This is a genomic window from Actinomadura sp. DC4, from assembly GCF_030406325.1.
Lineage (GTDB): Bacteria > Actinomycetota > Actinomycetes > Streptosporangiales > Streptosporangiaceae > Actinoallomurus.
The window spans coordinates 223,498-238,281 of sequence record NZ_JAUEQY010000016.1; the positions used below are offsets into that span (position 1 = coordinate 223,498).

Consider the following 14,784-nt stretch of genomic DNA (forward strand, 5'->3'; position numbering starts at 1 on the left):
CTTTCAGGCAGTGCGGATCTGGCGGAGCAGGTCGGAGGCGAGTTGGTTGGACACCCCGAGGCGGGCGCGGAGCGCGTCGCGAGTGATCGGCCGCCCGTGCCGCTCCTGGTGTTCGGTGGCGACGCGCCGGGCGTAGACGACCAGCGAGTCAGCCGGTGCCGTGGTCGAGGACGGCGGTTGGTCGGGTACGGGGACGAGTTCGCCCTGACGTGGCATCTCGTCCTGTTGTTCGTCCGCGATGTCGTCCTGTGGTTTGCCGAAAGACGGCGGGATCGGGAGCGAGGCCAGGACGGGGGACGGTGCGGGACGACGACCCGCTGAGCGGCGTTCGAGCATGGAGACCGCGACCAGGAACGCCCCGCACGGCGTCGCTGCTGTCAGCCACCCCCACACCGTGGTCTCGGCTTGGGCGAGGTTGGCGGCCAGTGAGAGCAACACCCCGCCGGCCAGGACGAGCGCGGGCCAGGACACCGGGCGGGTGGTGCGGCCTGTGCGCCGGTCGCGTTGGCGTTCGCGGGCGGCCATGACGCAGGTCAGGTCGATGCAAACGGCGATGGCCCAGGCCATCGGCCCGTGCTGGCCGTGTTCGTTGGCGGTGTCGCGGATGTGGGTGAACGAACCCGCCCCGGCAATGCCGGCCAGGACCGCCACCGGCCCGGAGTCCACAGCGACCGCGGTGAGCTTGCGACGGGTACTCACGCCGCTACCTGGTCTAGGACGGTGGCGAGCAGCGCCGCGAGCTCGGGGTCGCAGCGGTGCGTCTCGGCCCATTCGTCCGCGTCTTCTAGCCGGTACGTGGTCGCGGCCTCGCAGCACCGGTCGCAGGCTACGAGGTACAGGCCGCGTCCTTCGTTCCACTCGACCGACAGCGGGACGAGTCCAGGACGAGCGGTAGGACGAGGACGGCGCGGCGGGAACGGAGTCACGTTGTTCATAGCGATCACCTCGGTTTTGGGCATGGCTCGGGTAGGGACTTGGCGCGGTGGCGCCGACGGAGCGGGTGGGTTTATGCGGCCTTGAGGGGCGCGGTGTCGACGGCGACCAGGTCAACCCAGGCGGGGGCGAGGGTCGCGTACTGGCGGGCGGCGGCTTCGGCGTCTTGTTCGCTCACGAACACCGAGCGGGCGCGATGCCAGGTGCCGTCTTGTCCGGCGACGATGGCGACGCCGGGTGTCTCGGCCGCGATTGCGCGAGCGGCGTCGAGGGCGTCGGGGTCCATGTCGCCGAGGGTCATGTTGGCGGTCTCGGGGTCGTTGACGCGGTGGCAGATCCGTCCGGACAGCTGTGAGCGCAGCGCGGTGACGCCGGGGCCGAGGTCGGAGCCGATGCGCTGCCCGCAGACGATCAGGTAGACGGCGAACGCCCGGCCGAGTTGGGCGATCCGCAGGAGCGCGGTGGCGGTCTTGGTGATCTCGTCTTTCTCGCTCTTGTCGGCCATCAAGAACAGCTCGGCGACCTCGTCCACCAGGACGACGATCGGGACCGGCCGTGCCTGGTCGGATAGTTTCCAGACGTTCCGTGCTCCTGCCTCGCGGCAGATGCGCATCCGGTCGGTCAACATGCCCACCAGGTCATCGAGCAGCCCGACGCACTCACCGCGGGTGGTGCCCAGTGCGGACAGCCGGGGTTTGTACGGGGTGAATTCCACCCCTCCCTTGAGGTCAAGGCCGACGATCGCGATCGGTTGCGGCGCGAGGCCCTTGATGATGGCGTTGGCCAGGTTGGATTTGCCGGACTGTGTCGCGCCGGCGTTGAGCCAGTGCGGCACGGTCCGAAAGTCGATGACCCAGTCCCGGCCGTTTTCCAGCCGGCCCGGCCGTACGGTCAGCAGGTCACCGGTCTCGGGCGTGACGTCGACGGTGGTCAGCGGGTCGTGCATGGTCGCCAGCAGCGTCACTGAGCCGGGTGCGGAGTCGACCACCCGCACGGCGTGCACCCGCCAGGCGTGCGCGAGCCGTTCGGCGACCTTCACGTAATCGTCCGGGATCTGGCCGTCGTGCAGGCGGATACGGACCTGCCAGCCCATGACGGTCGGTCGCATGATGCCGAGGCGGGGTGCGCGTTCGATGTCCACCCGCCGTACGCGTCGACGTTCTTGGATGACGACCGAGGCCGTACCCAGGCCGGGGAGTGCGTCGAGGGAGAGCCGCCAGACGCGGCGCTTGCGGGTGAGAGTGCAGCCGTAGGCGACATGTCGCCAGGTCAGGTAGACCCGGACGGCCTTGAGCGGGAATCCGACGAGGTACCAGAAGGAGCGGGGGAGCCAGTGGCGCCAGGCCCAGGCCCCGGCCGCCGAAGCGGCCAGGAACCCGAGCGCGGCGTACATCATGTGGGTCACCGTCTGTCCGTTCAGGCGGCGGCCGGGACGGCGACGGGTGAGAAGGAAGCGGTCCGGTAGGCGATGCCCCACCGTGTCTGTCCGCCGCGGGTCTGCTCCCAGGCGAACCCGACCAGTCCGGTTGGCTGGACGACCTGTCCCACGTTCAGGTCGGGGTCGCCGGAGATGTTGACGTTGATCAGTTCGACCCGGCCGGAGTCGTTCTCTGAGACTGACAGGCCGACCTGGAACACGGTCTGGCCTTGCTTGTCGACCTTGACCTCACCGGTGTCCTTGTCGACCAGCCGCGGGCGTGGTGCGGAGACGCAGACGAAGGTGAGCTTGGTCGTGTCGATCGGGATCGGGATGTTGCGCACTTACTGTCCTCCATGAACTAGGCCAACTAGTCACCTAGGATACCTAGGACGTTATATGAGTCAAGCGGTTGGCCGAATCTTTCCTATGCACCTAGAGACCTAGCCGGACGGCGTACACTCGCTGACATGGGAAATCCCCGGCCCGTAGACCGCCGCAAGCAGTACGTCCGCATCGCCGACGACATCCGTCGCGACATCGCCTCCGGCCAGTACGCGGTCGGGGAGGCGCTGCCGTCCGTAGCGGATCTGGCCATCCGGTTCGGCGTTGCGAAGATGACGATCAGCAACGCCATGGCCGCTTTGCGGGATGAAGGACTCATTCAGACCCGGCAGGGGAGTCCGAGCGTTGTCCTCTCTGTGCCAGGCGAGGCCGGCGACGAGGCTGAGGGACGCAGCGAGGAGTTCGAGCTCATCTCCGCGCAGCTTCAACAGCTCAAAACCGTCGTTAAGAGGATCAGCGAGCGAATGGACGAGCTCGACGAGCGGACCAAGGACCTCGGCCGGTAGGTGCGCCACGTCCTGGCAGATCGACCCGCCAAGCGGTGGGCTCGGTCTGACGCCTTGACCTAGCTGCTGTCGCATCGAGATCCTGAGGCACGTGCCTCAAGCAAACGCCTTCGACCCCGACTCGCTTCAGCAGATCGTGGAGTCGGCGTCGCGGGCGGCGGGGCTCTCCCCGGACGGCGCGCGGTTGCTCCGGATCGGCGAGAACGCCATGTATCGCCTGGCGCATGACCCGGTGGTCATGCGAATAGCGCGGTCAGCGGCTCGTATGGACACAGCGCGGCGTGAACTGTGCGTGGCTCGATGGCTGGAGCGGAACGCCGTCCCTACCATCAAGGTCCACGAAATAGCAGAGCAGCCGCTGCTGATAGAGGGGCACCCGGTCACCTTTTGGCGGGCCGTCAGCGGCCCTGACGAGGGGGACCGCAGCCCGGATCGCACGGACCTCGCACGCCTGCTTCTCGCCTTCCACGGCGCGAAGGACTGCCCATGTGAGCTACCGACCATGGACCCCTCGTCATGGGCGAAGGTCGAGGAACGAATCTCAGTGGCGACCGGCATCGATGCCGAGGCCCGGGAGTTCCTCAGCGCTCGTAACGCCGAACTGGCCGAGAAGGTCAAGGATCTCGACTACGCGCTACCGCGCGGACCGATCCACGCCGATGCGTACACCGGGAATCTCCTCATCGACGACGGCGTGATCGTCCTGTCGGACTACGAGGGCGTATCGATCGGTCCCCGTGAGTGGGATCTCCTCCCCACGGCTGTCGCCGTGGACCGATACGGCCTGCCCGAGGAGGAGTACCAGGAGTTCGTGGCCATCTACGGTTTCGACGTCCGGGAATGGCCTGGCTACCGCACGCTCAGGCAGGTTCGAGAGCTGGGCATGACCACCTGGCTTATGCAGAATGTGAACGCCGATCCGGCGATCGCCGAGGAATTCAACAATCGTCTATCGTCACTGCGGGAGTCTGAATTTGAGCGACGGTGGCGTCTCTTCTAAGCCAACCCCCCTCGTCCACCCGTCTTCTGCGGCCGGCGCCGACCCGGCGGTCAGGCGCACCACCGTACGCATCACGAACGTCTACGCGACGTCCTGGCGGGTCGATCCCGCGCTCTCCTCAGGTGCGCTGGGGGATCACCTCCGGCTGTGGCGGCTGGAGCGGAACTATCGACTCGCCGAAGACCAGCTCCCGCGCGTGCTCCTCCATGAAGACCTCGATCCGCAGGCGATCCGCGTCAAGCGCTGGCCGCGCATCTCCACCCTGGCGAGCGCTACGGCCTGGCTGTTCAATCTCCCGTCCGGCAGGGTCGTCGCGGCTCTGAGCCTGGATGTGGCCTGCGAGGTCGCCGACGTCACCGACCTGCTTGAAGACTGCTACTTCGGCGATGTCCACGTCGAGGACGTGCTGATCAACCAGAAGATGCAACGCATGGTGGCCTCGCTCGACGGTGATGCGGTCTACGACGAAGACCTTCTTCCCGAAAGGCACCAGCTCGTCTTCGGTGATCCGCCTGCTCCTGACGAGTGCGAAGAGGTCATGCAGCACTTGGTCTACCGTGCGGATCTGCCGTACAACAAAGAGCACAGCGTCATCTGCTATCCCGACGAGTTGAATCGTCGGCCCGGATGGCTCGCCGCAGTTGGCCCGTACGTGAGTGTCGTGTGCGGCCACGCTGATTTCATCCAGAACACCATTTTTCTGTCCGCCGTCCAGGGGGTTGCGGCAGCGGCAGAACTACGAGAGATCCGGCACGCGGCCTATCAGGACGTCAGGCTCTTCAGATCACCCGTCCGGGATGGCAGGTCGGTGCAGAGTCGCCGTAAGGCACTCGAACGCATCGCGGACAACCTCAAGAGTCTTGAGATCGAGCTGTCCTACAGCGTTGAGGCGCCTGCGGACCTCGGGCTCCTTGTGCCGTCGTTGCGGGTCGAGAGCTTCCACAAGGCGCTCTTCGAGTCGATGGACCTCCTGGCGAAGGCCGAGACGGTGGGTCACATGCTGCGGCGTCTTGAGCGAGCCATCAACGCCGAGCTCACTTCGATCGAAAGCGTCGAACGCCGCGCGGACGAGGAGCGGCGCCTACGGTGGGGTGTGGCCATCGGGTTCCTGTCCGCAGTGGCGGTCCCGACCGGAATCATTCTCGCTTACTTTGGGATCAACGCCAACGAAGTAAATCCGAATCGTTCGATCTTCGACCACCACTACCTGCCGGTTTACCTAACGGCCCTAGTCGTCATGTTGATCGGTGCATCTATCGCATTCTCTCTTTACGTGCAACAGACGGTGCGGAATCGAAAACAGCGCCGAGACTGATGCGATCCCGGCATTCGCCGGCGATATGAAGTCGTTGGCGTGGGCCTAGGTCTTGTCCTCGGGGTGGGTGCCTGTGTAGTTTCCGCCGCGGTTTCGCAGCGTGGTGTGTTTGCCGAGGAGGCGGCGCATGGCGCCGTAGGTGTAGTCGAACTTTTCCGCTACTTGGCGGATGTTCCAGCCCTGGCTGTACAGGCGGACGGCGTCCTCAGCCAGCTGCTGCTCGGCTTCGCTGGGTGTCGCCTCATCGGCGAGTAACCGCAGGATGCCGGCCCGGCTGTAGCGACGGTGACCGCCGGGCGTACGGAGGGGTGTTAACTTCCCCTCACGAGCCCATCGGGCGATCGTGGCTGTACGGACGCCAAACAGTTCTGCCACCTCCCGGGGCCTGAGTAGGTCATCAGTGTCGGAGTAGTCAGTGGGCATGGGATGACCTTGATCGTTCGGGGGTTTGTGGGCCCGACCCTGAGGCGCTCCGCTTCCCCATGGCCGCCGCGGGACTTGGGGGTTCCGGCGATGACCACAGCGCGCTCAGGGCCGGGCGTGTGGGGGGCGGCTTGTCACATTCGTACGGACGGCAGCGAACGGCTATGCGGCTCGGCGTCGAGGTCACCGACCAGCGCCCACACGGTTTTGCCGCCTTGGCTGTCCAACCGCCAGCCCCAGTCCTTTGAGCATCCTTCGACCAGGAGCAGGCCGCGTCCGTCCACCCGGTCGAAGGACCGCCGTTGCCGTTCGGGGGTTGCCTCGCTGTTGTCGGAGACCTCGACCAGGACCGTGCCGTCCTGCCGCACCAGTGTGAGATGGAAGACGTCCCCGACCTTGACGGCGTTGGCGACAAGCTCGGCCGTGATGATCAAGGCGTTGTCGGTGACCTCGTCCATGCCCCATTCGGCGAGCACGAGGCGCACCAGGATGCGCGCCTGCTCGGCAGCGATCGGGTGTGGCGGAAGAGGCAACCGGAACGTACGACTCGTCGCGGTGGCCGATCGTGGCGCCGTGGTCATGGCATCTACGCCGACTGTGCGAGACGGATGGAGGTAGGACGGGTGACCCGAGCGGTGACCTCGGCTGCTCGTTCCTGCAACGCGTCGATGTCCGCCGCGATCTCGGCAAGCTCGGCGATCAGGACCTGCCGCTCATGTTCGGTGAGCGCCATCTGTCGCTTCCTTTTGAGGGACCGGCCGGCCAGGTCGTTGACGCTGCTCACAGGTACCCGTTCTCGTGTAGGAAGGCTCTGATCTGCTGGGCCGCGCCCGGTGCGTCGTTGATCGGGTGCTGCTTGACGCTCGTATTCCATTCGTACTGATGTCCGGTGGTGCCGATGAAGACGTGGACGTAGACACCCGGGGTCGAGGTCCGGACCGCCAGGCCAGGAAGGCTGTCGCGTATCTCGGAGCCGACGCCGACCAGGTTGAGCTCTTTGCAGAGGGCGGCCAGGGCGCGTAGCTCCGGTCCGATCTCCCATGTCACGTCCGCCTCCCGGTTGGTGGTGACAGGGCCGATGACACGGGTCGCCTGCTCCCTTTGTCTTAGAGATCGGGGGAGCCTGCCCCGGCAAACCGCTCGCGTCGTGTCATCGGCCCTGCCGTTTGTCGCGGGTACGACTCTGCCGACATGGGATGTCACGTCTCGATACCGCCAAGCCCTTCGCTGAGGCTTCTTGTACTCGCTCTGTCTCGTCTGAGGCTCGTCTGTGTTACGGTCGCGCCATGTCGGAGGGTCAAGACGGAGGCAAGACAGCTTCCATCGAGCCAGTACGACTCAAGTCTGTACTGCGCCAGAGGCACTTACAGACGCACAGCGCGTTCTGCCGCGAATACGACAGAGTCGCGCGCAAGATCGACCCTGAACTTGCGGGGACTTGGCCGAGCCGTGCGCAGTTCCACCGGTGGCTGTCGGGGGAATTGAAGGGGCTTCCGTACCCGCACCACTGCCGGGTGCTGGAGAAGATGTGTCCCGGTTGGACGGCTGAACAGCTCTTCGAGCCGGGCAACGGTGAGGTAGAGCCGCCGGCCGCTGACGCAAGTCCGATTGTTCCGGGCGCTGGTGTTCCTTTGGATGCGGCGGTCGCGGCAACGCCGATCAGTATCCGTCCCTACGTCGAGGCGGCCTTCGACCGGGAACACGTGGTGATCGACTTCTTCGGTTTCTCCGGGGAGACCTTGCATGGAGTCATCCAAGAGCCGCTCGACAAGATCCGTGCAGGCCAGCTCAAGCCGCACAGCCTGACGCTGCGGATCCTCGTCCCTGACACCTCCGAGCCGATGGCCGTCCCGTGCCGGAGTGAGGACCTGGGCGATGACCCGGAGTTCCGCCAGCGCGCGAACCGGATCATGCTGCGGCACGGCCAAGCCATCCTCGACTCGGTCGAGGAACTCGCCGACCTGGGCATGGTGGAGAACGCACGGGCCGAGATCCGGATCCATGGCGTCCCGCCGCTGTTCAAGCTGTATGTCCTTAACAACGAGGAAGCTTTCTTCGGCTTCTACCCGATCAGGCAACATGACGTGCAGATCAAGGGCACCGCACATCCCATGTACGACCTGATGGGAAAGGAAGCCAGCTTGTTCCGCTACACCGTGCATGACGGCTCACCGGTCGCCGCACAGTACGTCGCCCAGGCTCGTCAGTGGTTCACCACCGTGTGGGAGACGATCAGCCGGGAGTTCACCGGATGACCCACCCTGACACTGCCCTGGCCGACGTCATGAACCGCAGCCGCTGCCTGCTGTTCGACTTCGACGGCCCCATATGCGGCATCTTCGCCGGCCTGCCCGCCCCATCGATCGCGGCCGATCTGTGCGAGCTGGTGGCCGGCCGCGGTGTCGACATCCCGCGCGAGGTCACCACCTCAGGCGATCCGTTCGACGTCTTGCGCTACGCAGCGACCTTTAGCCCAGACCTGACTCAAGCCGTCGCCGACGAGCTACGAGCGCTGGAGCTACGCGCCGTCGAGGTCGCCTCCGCCACGCCCCACGCCCGCCAGGTGATCGAGGCCGCCCACCAAGCGGGCCGCGCCATCGCCGCCGTGAGCAACAACTCACGCGAAGCCGTGACCCGCTACCTCACCACCGCCGGGCTCGCGCCGATGTTCACAAGGATCATCGGCCGCACCGACCCAGACCCCGACCTACTCAAGCCGAGCCCGCATCTAATCACCCGTGCGGTCAAGGAACTGGGCGCAGACTCTGCCGAGTGTGTTCTGATCGGTGACTCGCTCAGCGACATCGAAGGAGCCCGCAACGCGGGCGTCTTCAACGTCGGCTACGCCAACAAGCCCGGCAAGCTAGAACGCTTCACAACAGCCGGGGCCGACGCGGTCATCACGAGCATGGGAGAACTCCTCCCACATCTGGCCGAACGACAGGCCGCTAGCGACTGACCAACCGGCAGCGCCCGCTCTCCAAGACCCAGACGAGACGGCAGACAGCTCGGCCCGCTCGACGCCCGCTCATTGTGCAACCTCGGTTGATGGGCGACGTTTCATTGTCGGGTGATGCTTTCCGCCGGTCCTAGATTTCGTAGTCGATGTGTCCGCTTGCTCGGGTGCGCTTGACCTCCTTGATCATCGCTCGTGGGTGAATGGCCAGTTCTTGTCCTTGGTGCAGGATGCGGAACTGGGTGTCTTCGAGGGCGACGGTGACGACTTTGCCGCGGTGAGTGTGCCCGATGTGGAACTTGGTGCCGGCGACCATGAGGGCGCCGCTGCTGGAGACCACCCGCTGAACGTGTGTGACCTGTTTTGGCAGGTCAGGGACCGGGCCGGACATTCGGGCACCGTGCAAGCGGCCGCGCTGTTCTGGTGTGAGGGGGCTGGGGCGGGTTCCGGTCAGGACGCCGTCGGCGATGAAGTGGATGAGCTGGGTGTCGATGCGCAGGGTGACGCGTTTGCCGGCCAAAGGGATGCCGGCGCTGATCTGTTTGCCGGCGACCGAGACCATCCCGCAGTGGTTGACCAGCCGGTCGACCTCCACGATCGCATTGGCGGGCAGTTCCCCGACTGGGAGGGCGGTTGCCGGGGAAGGGCGGCCGGGCCGGCCGTGAGCGTTAAATCGGGCCAGGTCCTCGGGTGTGAGGGTGACCGGGTGGGTCTTGATGAGCTGGTCGTGGTGGAAGACGTGCAGGGTGGTGGCGCTGACCCAGACGGTCACGGTCTGGCCGGCCATGGTGGTGCCGAGCCAGATCTGGCGGCCGGCCGCGGTCATGTTCCCGCTCGCCGGGACGATCCGGTCGAACTCGATCGCGGCGGGAACCACCGCTGGAGTCACCGCCAAGGGCGCCGATGGTGGTTGGGCGGAGGCGGGGAGTGCGGTCAGGTCCGCGGGGAGCCGCAGCGGGAGTACTTCTTGATCAGTTTGGGCAGTTCGGCGGGTGAAGCGGCTGGCGGGGGTGGCCATGTCCAGGGATTGGTGCGGGCGGGCGGTGTTGTAGTCGGCCACCCAGCCATCGAGTGCCTGCTGGGCGGCGTGCAGGCTGGTGAACGGAGCTTGGGCTGCGAGGAATTCTTCGCGGACGGTGCGGTGCCAGCGTTCGATTTTGCCGGTGGTGGTGGGTGAGCGGATTTTGGTATGTCGGGTGGTGATGCCGTTGTCGCGGCAGATCCGCTCGAACAGCACTTCGGTGGGGCGGGGCTGGGTGAACCGGCCGGTGAACTGCTTCCCGTTATCGGTGAGCACCTCCTCGGGCACCCCATGGCTTGCGAGGGCTCGGGCGAACGCGGCGCAGACCGCCCGCCCGGAGGCCCGCACCACCAGGGCGGCGATGACGATGAACCGGGAGTGGTCATCGATCCCGCTGATCAGTTTCAGTTCCCGTCCGTCGACCAGGAGCACTCCGCCCATGATGTCGAGCTGCCACAGTTCCATCGGCTCGTCGCGTTCCCACCGCTGATAAGACGACCGCGGTCGGCGGCGTCCGCCAGGGACGATGAGGTTGTTGCGAGTCAAGATCCGCGAGAGCGTCGCCTGCGACGGGACCGGCTGCATTCCACGGCGCTCCAACTCGTGCGCGAGACGGGCCGGACCCCAACGCGGATGTGATCGGCGCAGGTCACACACCAGCGCTTCCACCTCCGCTGCGGTCTGATGGGGGCAGTTGGCCGGCCGGTGCGACCGATCGGCCAGCCCGGCCAGGCCGCCGTCTCGATATCGGCGCATCCACGCGTGCAGGGTCTGGCGGGTGACCCCGTAGCGTTCGGCGACTTCGGTGACCGGGCATCCGGCCTGGACTTCCAGCACAGCGCGATACCGCTGCTCCACGACGCTCAGCTCCACCAGCGCCAACCCGGCCTCCCACGCGATCACGACGAACCACGCGAAAGCCAAGCCAGCCGACAGGGCGTAAAGCATCAACCGAGGCCGGAGTGTCAAGTATCAACCGAGGAAAGACAATCGACGCCCGCTCATGATGGTGAGGACTTTCTCTACGTCTTCAAGGGCGCCCCGCTACGCGGGCCGCCAGCGGCTTACCGGCCATCGGACCGGGCGTGCGGCCTCTGCGGGCCGGTCCCGGCCCGGTCCGGTTAGCCGCCTTCGATGCGCAGGTAGGCCGTTGGAGTTGTGGGATATTGCACCATGTATTTCATTCGTTCTTGATGATCGAATTAGCCTCCCGCTTTATGGGTCGACAATGTCATTTTGCTTGATCACCTGCATTGATCAGCGGTCTATCGATTTACGGCCAGTCGTTATTCCTGGATAAGGTCCCGTGGTGCGTGGAGAGTGTGTGTCTCCTCTCGCGCGCTTGCTTGGCGGGCGTTAGGGTTTCGGGTCTACGGGCGTGTTGGGGGTGTTATGGGGGGGGTCGTGTGGTGCCGCGGGTGTTTATTTCGTACGCGCATGATTCGGATGATCATCAGGAGCTGGTTCGGGAGTTTTATGCGTTTTTGCGGGCTTCTGGGGTGGATGCCAAGCTGGATCTTCCTTTGGCGGAACGTCGGCGGCATTGGCCGACGCTGATGCAGGAGCAGATGCGTGTGGCGGACTATGTGCTGGTGATCGCTTCGCCGGAGTATCGGCGTGCCGCCGATGGTGAGGCGGCCTTTGATGAGCGGCGCGGGGTGCGGTGGGAAGCGCGGCAGTTGGTGGATGAGCTGTACCGCAGCTTCGGCGAAGCTGCGGAGCGTGTCTTGCCGGTGGTGCTGCCCGGTCGCTCGGAGGCTGATATCCCGGGGTTCTTGAGTCCGGGTGCGGCCACGCATTACACGGTGCGTGAGTTTTCCGTGGCTGGAGCCGAGCGGTTGTTGCGGCTGCTGTTGGACCAGCCGCGTGAGGTGGAGCCACCTTTGGGTCCTGCTCCTGACTTGCCGCCCCGGCCCTACTCCCCTGCTTCCACGAGCCCGCCGGGCGGGTCTGTGGGAGGGACGGTCTTGGGGACGTCTGCTTTGCGGCATGAGTTGATGTTGCGAGTAGAGACGTCGGGTGGCCGGTTGCGCTGTGAGACGCAACTGTCGGGGTCGGTCCTAGGTGTGCGCGAAGGAGCGGTGCCACACCGGATCGTTGAGGTGTGGCAGGTGCTGCAAGCCCGGCTGCCGGACGCAGAAGGGCGGCTGGCTGAGGCGGGTGATCGCCTGCGAATGGCGCTCCTGACCGACGAGACGGCCGAGCATGTGATGACGTTGCTGCGGCATTCGCCCATCGGCACGGTCATCGATGTGGTGATCGAGGCTGACGATGGGGGGATAGCTCTTCCGTTCGAGCTGTTGCGGATGGGTGGCCAGATGCTCACGACTCGGCCTGGGGTACGGATACGGCGCCGGTTGGCGGGGATTGGGCATGGCGCTGTGGAGCCGTTGCCGGGTCCGCTGAAGATTCTGGTGGCCGTTGCGGCGCCGGATGAGGGGGCGACCCCGAACGCGGCGTTGGACGTCGAGGCCGAAATGCAGGCGGTCTTGGACGCCATCGCCGATGTCCAGGACCTGGACACTGTTCAGGTCCGGATCTTGGAGGTGGCGAGCAGCCAGCAGATCACCGACGCTTTGCGAACGGATCAGTACCACGTGCTGCATCTGTCCGCGCACGGGTCACCGGCCGGGGTTGAACTCGCCGACGAGGACGGTCTTCCCGAGTCAGTGGAGACCGATGACCTGGTGGCGGCGTTGAAGGCCGCGGGGCGACCGCTCCCGCTGGTCGTGCTGTCCGCCTGCGCGGGGGCCGCGCCTGCTTCGGAGGGCCGGGACGGCTTGGCGGTGGCGTTGGTGCGGCAGGGCGCTGACCGAGTCCTGGCCATGCAGACATCGGTCAGTGATCGTTACGCCACGGAGTTGGCCCGCCATTTCTACAACGAACTGGCCGCTAGTGCTTCCATCCCGCCCGGCCAGGCAGTCGCCACCGCCCGCTACACCCTCCAACGGCAATGGCAACAAGCCGAGAAGCCAAGGCGAGGGCTTCCCGAGCATGCGATCGCGACACTGCTGTGCGCCGGAGACGATCCCGCACTGCGTCATGCGGGCACTGCACCGGTTCCGTTGGGGAAGATGACACACCCCCCTGCGGGTGGCAGCGTACGCGCGTTGCCGATGGGCGCACTGATCGGCCGACGCCCGCAGCTGCGCACCATCATGAAAGCCTTGCGCGGCGGAACTCCTGCGTACGAGACGTTCGGTGACATCGCCGGCGTCGCGGTAACGGGAATCGGTGGCATCGGCAAGACCGCGCTTGCCGGCCGGGTCATGCACCGCCTCACCGATGAGGGATGGGCGACCGCTGTGCACGAGGGCTCATGGAGCCCACCGACCCTGATCGCGGCCGTGGCCGAGGCGCTGGACAGCCATCCGCAACACCGCGACGCTGCCCGCCGCTTGCGTTCAGAGCGTCCCGACACCGCCAAGATCTCAATTGTCGCCGACCTGTTGGAACAGGCGAAGCTGCTGCTGATCTTCGACGATTTCGAACAGAACCTCACCATCGACGGCAGCCGGTTCAACGACGGTGGCTTCGGTGAGATTTTCGCGGATTTGTGCGAGAAGGCCACGCGCGGCCGGATCCTGGTGACCTGCCGCTATCCCGTTCCCGGCGGCATCCATCTCGCGGAGGTGAAGGTTCCCTCACTCAGTCCTGCTGAGCTACGCCGCATGCTGCTGCGCATGCCCGCGATCCGGAACCTGGACAGCGACCAGCGGCGCACCCTCACCGTGACGATCGGCGGCCATCCCCGGCTCATCGAGTTCGTCAACGCCCTACTCAGCAACGGGCGCGGCCATCTCCGCGACGTCACGAGCCGCCTGCACAAGCTCGCCGAAAAGCACGGTATTTCCGTGACCAAGCCACGCACTGCGGGACAAGCGATCGATGAAGCCGTCGTGTTGGGTAGCCGCGACATCCTTCTCGATGAGTTGCTGGCGCTTTTGAATGAGCAGCAGCGCGAGACGCTATTGCAGACAGCGGTAACGGTTCCTCCTATGTCCCTGCACGACCTTGCGGTTGCCGTGCACGGACCCGATCCGACCTCCGATCAAGAAGCCGACATCGCGCGAGCGGCGCACCGCCTTGCCGACTTGACCCTCCTCACCACCGTCGGTGACGAAATCCTTGCCCACTCGTGGGTGGCCATGGCGTTGGTTCCACACCAAGGTGATCAGCTCAGTCGCCGCCACCGCCAGGCCCTCGCGATGCGCCTGGCACGCCTGCAGGAAGGCCGGGCTGGCTACGACGACCTCATCGACATCGCCCACCACTATGCGGCTACGCATCAATACGACGACCTCACTGACTTCGCGTTGGGCGCCGCCGAGGTCTTGGCCCACCAGGTGGGAGAACTATCTGTAGCCGCTTTCCTCGGCGAGGTCACACCCAGCGTCCCCACCGACCGCCGTGGTTACCTCCTTGTCCTCGAACGTGAAAGCACCGCGCTCGTTCGCACTGGCGACCTCACCACTGCCACCGCACGTATCCAGGCCATGGTCGAGACCACGCGGCAGGCAACCGCAGCCGACCCCAGCAACGCCGAAAGCCAGCGGGACCTGAGCATCTCCTACAACAAGCTGGGTGATGTGCTGAGGGCGCGGGGGGACCTGGCCGGGGCCGAGGAGCGCTACACCGCCGGCCTGCGGATCGCCGAACGCCTGGCTGCAGCCGACCCCAGCAACGCCGAAAGCCAGCGGGACCTGAGCGTCTCCTACAACAGGCTGGGTGATGTGCTGGTGGCGCGGGGGGACCTGGCCGGGGCCGAGGAGCGCTACACCGCCGGCCTGCGGATCGCCGAACGCCTGGCTGCAGCCGACCCCAGCAACGCCGAAAGCCAGCGGGACCTGAGCGTCTCCTACAACAGG

Annotated in this window: 14 protein-coding genes and 1 pseudogene; 6 read left to right on the forward strand and 9 right to left on the reverse strand. The window is 65.9% G+C overall.

The window, feature by feature from the left end; genetic code table 11:
• Nucleotides 1-3: 3 nt before the first annotated feature.
• The 4 genes from QWU11_RS26300 to QWU11_RS26315 form a co-directional block, all read right to left on the reverse strand.
• The gene (locus tag QWU11_RS26300; RefSeq protein WP_290117081.1) at nt 4-699 is read right to left on the reverse strand and encodes a DUF2637 domain-containing protein; all 696 of its coding nucleotides are present in this window, start codon (nt 697-699) and stop codon (nt 4-6) included.
• Nucleotides 696-935, reverse strand: coding sequence for a hypothetical protein (locus QWU11_RS26305; protein ID WP_290117082.1), 240 nt, complete (start codon nt 933-935; stop codon nt 696-698). Before QWU11_RS26305 ends, QWU11_RS26300 begins: the two co-directional genes overlap by 4 nt.
• Before the next feature lie 71 nt (nt 936-1,006).
• Complete coding sequence (locus QWU11_RS26310) at nt 1,007-2,329, reverse strand: FtsK/SpoIIIE domain-containing protein (RefSeq protein WP_290117101.1); 1,323 nt, start codon at nt 2,327-2,329, stop codon at nt 1,007-1,009.
• A 20-nt stretch (nt 2,330-2,349) separates the two neighbouring features.
• Nucleotides 2,350-2,694: a hypothetical protein gene (locus QWU11_RS26315; protein WP_290117083.1), complete on the reverse strand. Its 345-nt coding sequence runs from the start codon at nt 2,692-2,694 to the stop codon at nt 2,350-2,352.
• Nucleotides 2,695-2,820: 126 nt separating this feature from the next.
• On the opposite strand from QWU11_RS26315, the gene QWU11_RS26320 reads away from it, so the two are divergent.
• From QWU11_RS26320 to QWU11_RS26330, 3 genes are all read left to right on the forward strand, one after another.
• The gene (locus QWU11_RS26320; RefSeq protein WP_290117084.1) at nt 2,821-3,201 is read left to right on the forward strand and encodes a winged helix-turn-helix domain-containing protein; all 381 of its coding nucleotides are present in this window, start codon (nt 2,821-2,823) and stop codon (nt 3,199-3,201) included.
• Between the two features lie 91 nt (nt 3,202-3,292).
• Nucleotides 3,293-4,201: a phosphotransferase gene (locus QWU11_RS26325; protein ID WP_290117085.1), complete on the forward strand. Its 909-nt coding sequence runs from the start codon at nt 3,293-3,295 to the stop codon at nt 4,199-4,201.
• Nucleotides 4,176-5,516 (forward strand): hypothetical protein, encoded by a 1,341-nt coding sequence (locus tag QWU11_RS26330; RefSeq protein WP_290117086.1) that lies wholly within the window; start codon nt 4,176-4,178, stop codon nt 5,514-5,516. The genes QWU11_RS26325 and QWU11_RS26330 overlap by 26 nt, the downstream gene beginning before the upstream one ends.
• Nucleotides 5,517-5,768: 252 nt before the next feature.
• Here the strand turns inward: QWU11_RS26330 and QWU11_RS26335 are convergent.
• From QWU11_RS26335 to QWU11_RS26350, 4 genes and pseudogenes are all read right to left on the reverse strand, one after another.
• Nucleotides 5,769-5,939, reverse strand: a pseudogene (locus QWU11_RS26335) (MerR family DNA-binding transcriptional regulator); the annotation flags it as partial.
• A gap of 134 nt (nt 5,940-6,073) precedes the next feature.
• Nucleotides 6,074-6,520, reverse strand: coding sequence for an ATP-binding protein (locus tag QWU11_RS26340; protein WP_290117087.1), 447 nt, complete (start codon nt 6,518-6,520; stop codon nt 6,074-6,076).
• Nucleotides 6,521-6,525: 5 nt separating this feature from the next.
• The gene (locus QWU11_RS26345) at nt 6,526-6,672 is read right to left on the reverse strand and encodes a hypothetical protein (protein ID WP_290117088.1); all 147 of its coding nucleotides are present in this window, start codon (nt 6,670-6,672) and stop codon (nt 6,526-6,528) included.
• Nucleotides 6,673-6,719: 47 nt separating this feature from the next.
• Complete coding sequence (locus QWU11_RS26350; protein WP_290117089.1) at nt 6,720-6,986, reverse strand: hypothetical protein; 267 nt, start codon at nt 6,984-6,986, stop codon at nt 6,720-6,722.
• Between the two features lie 467 nt (nt 6,987-7,453).
• Between QWU11_RS26350 and QWU11_RS26355 the strand changes: the two genes are divergently transcribed.
• A complete protein-coding gene (locus QWU11_RS26355; RefSeq protein WP_290117090.1) occupies nt 7,454-8,194 on the forward strand; it encodes a GntR family transcriptional regulator in 741 nt (246 codons plus the stop codon).
• Nucleotides 8,191-8,898, forward strand: coding sequence for an HAD family hydrolase (locus QWU11_RS26360; protein WP_290117091.1), 708 nt, complete (start codon nt 8,191-8,193; stop codon nt 8,896-8,898). The genes QWU11_RS26355 and QWU11_RS26360 overlap by 4 nt, the downstream gene beginning before the upstream one ends.
• A gap of 130 nt (nt 8,899-9,028) precedes the next feature.
• Here the strand turns inward: QWU11_RS26360 and QWU11_RS26365 are convergent, their stop codons facing one another.
• Entirely contained in the window at nt 9,029-10,864 is a 1,836-nt protein-coding gene (locus QWU11_RS26365; protein WP_290117092.1) for an IS481 family transposase, read from the reverse strand.
• A gap of 458 nt (nt 10,865-11,322) precedes the next feature.
• On the opposite strand from QWU11_RS26365, the gene QWU11_RS26370 reads away from it, so the two are divergent.
• Nucleotides 11,323-14,784, forward strand: a 3,462-nt coding sequence (locus QWU11_RS26370; protein WP_290117093.1) for a CHAT domain-containing protein, incomplete at its 3' end; no start/stop codon positions are given.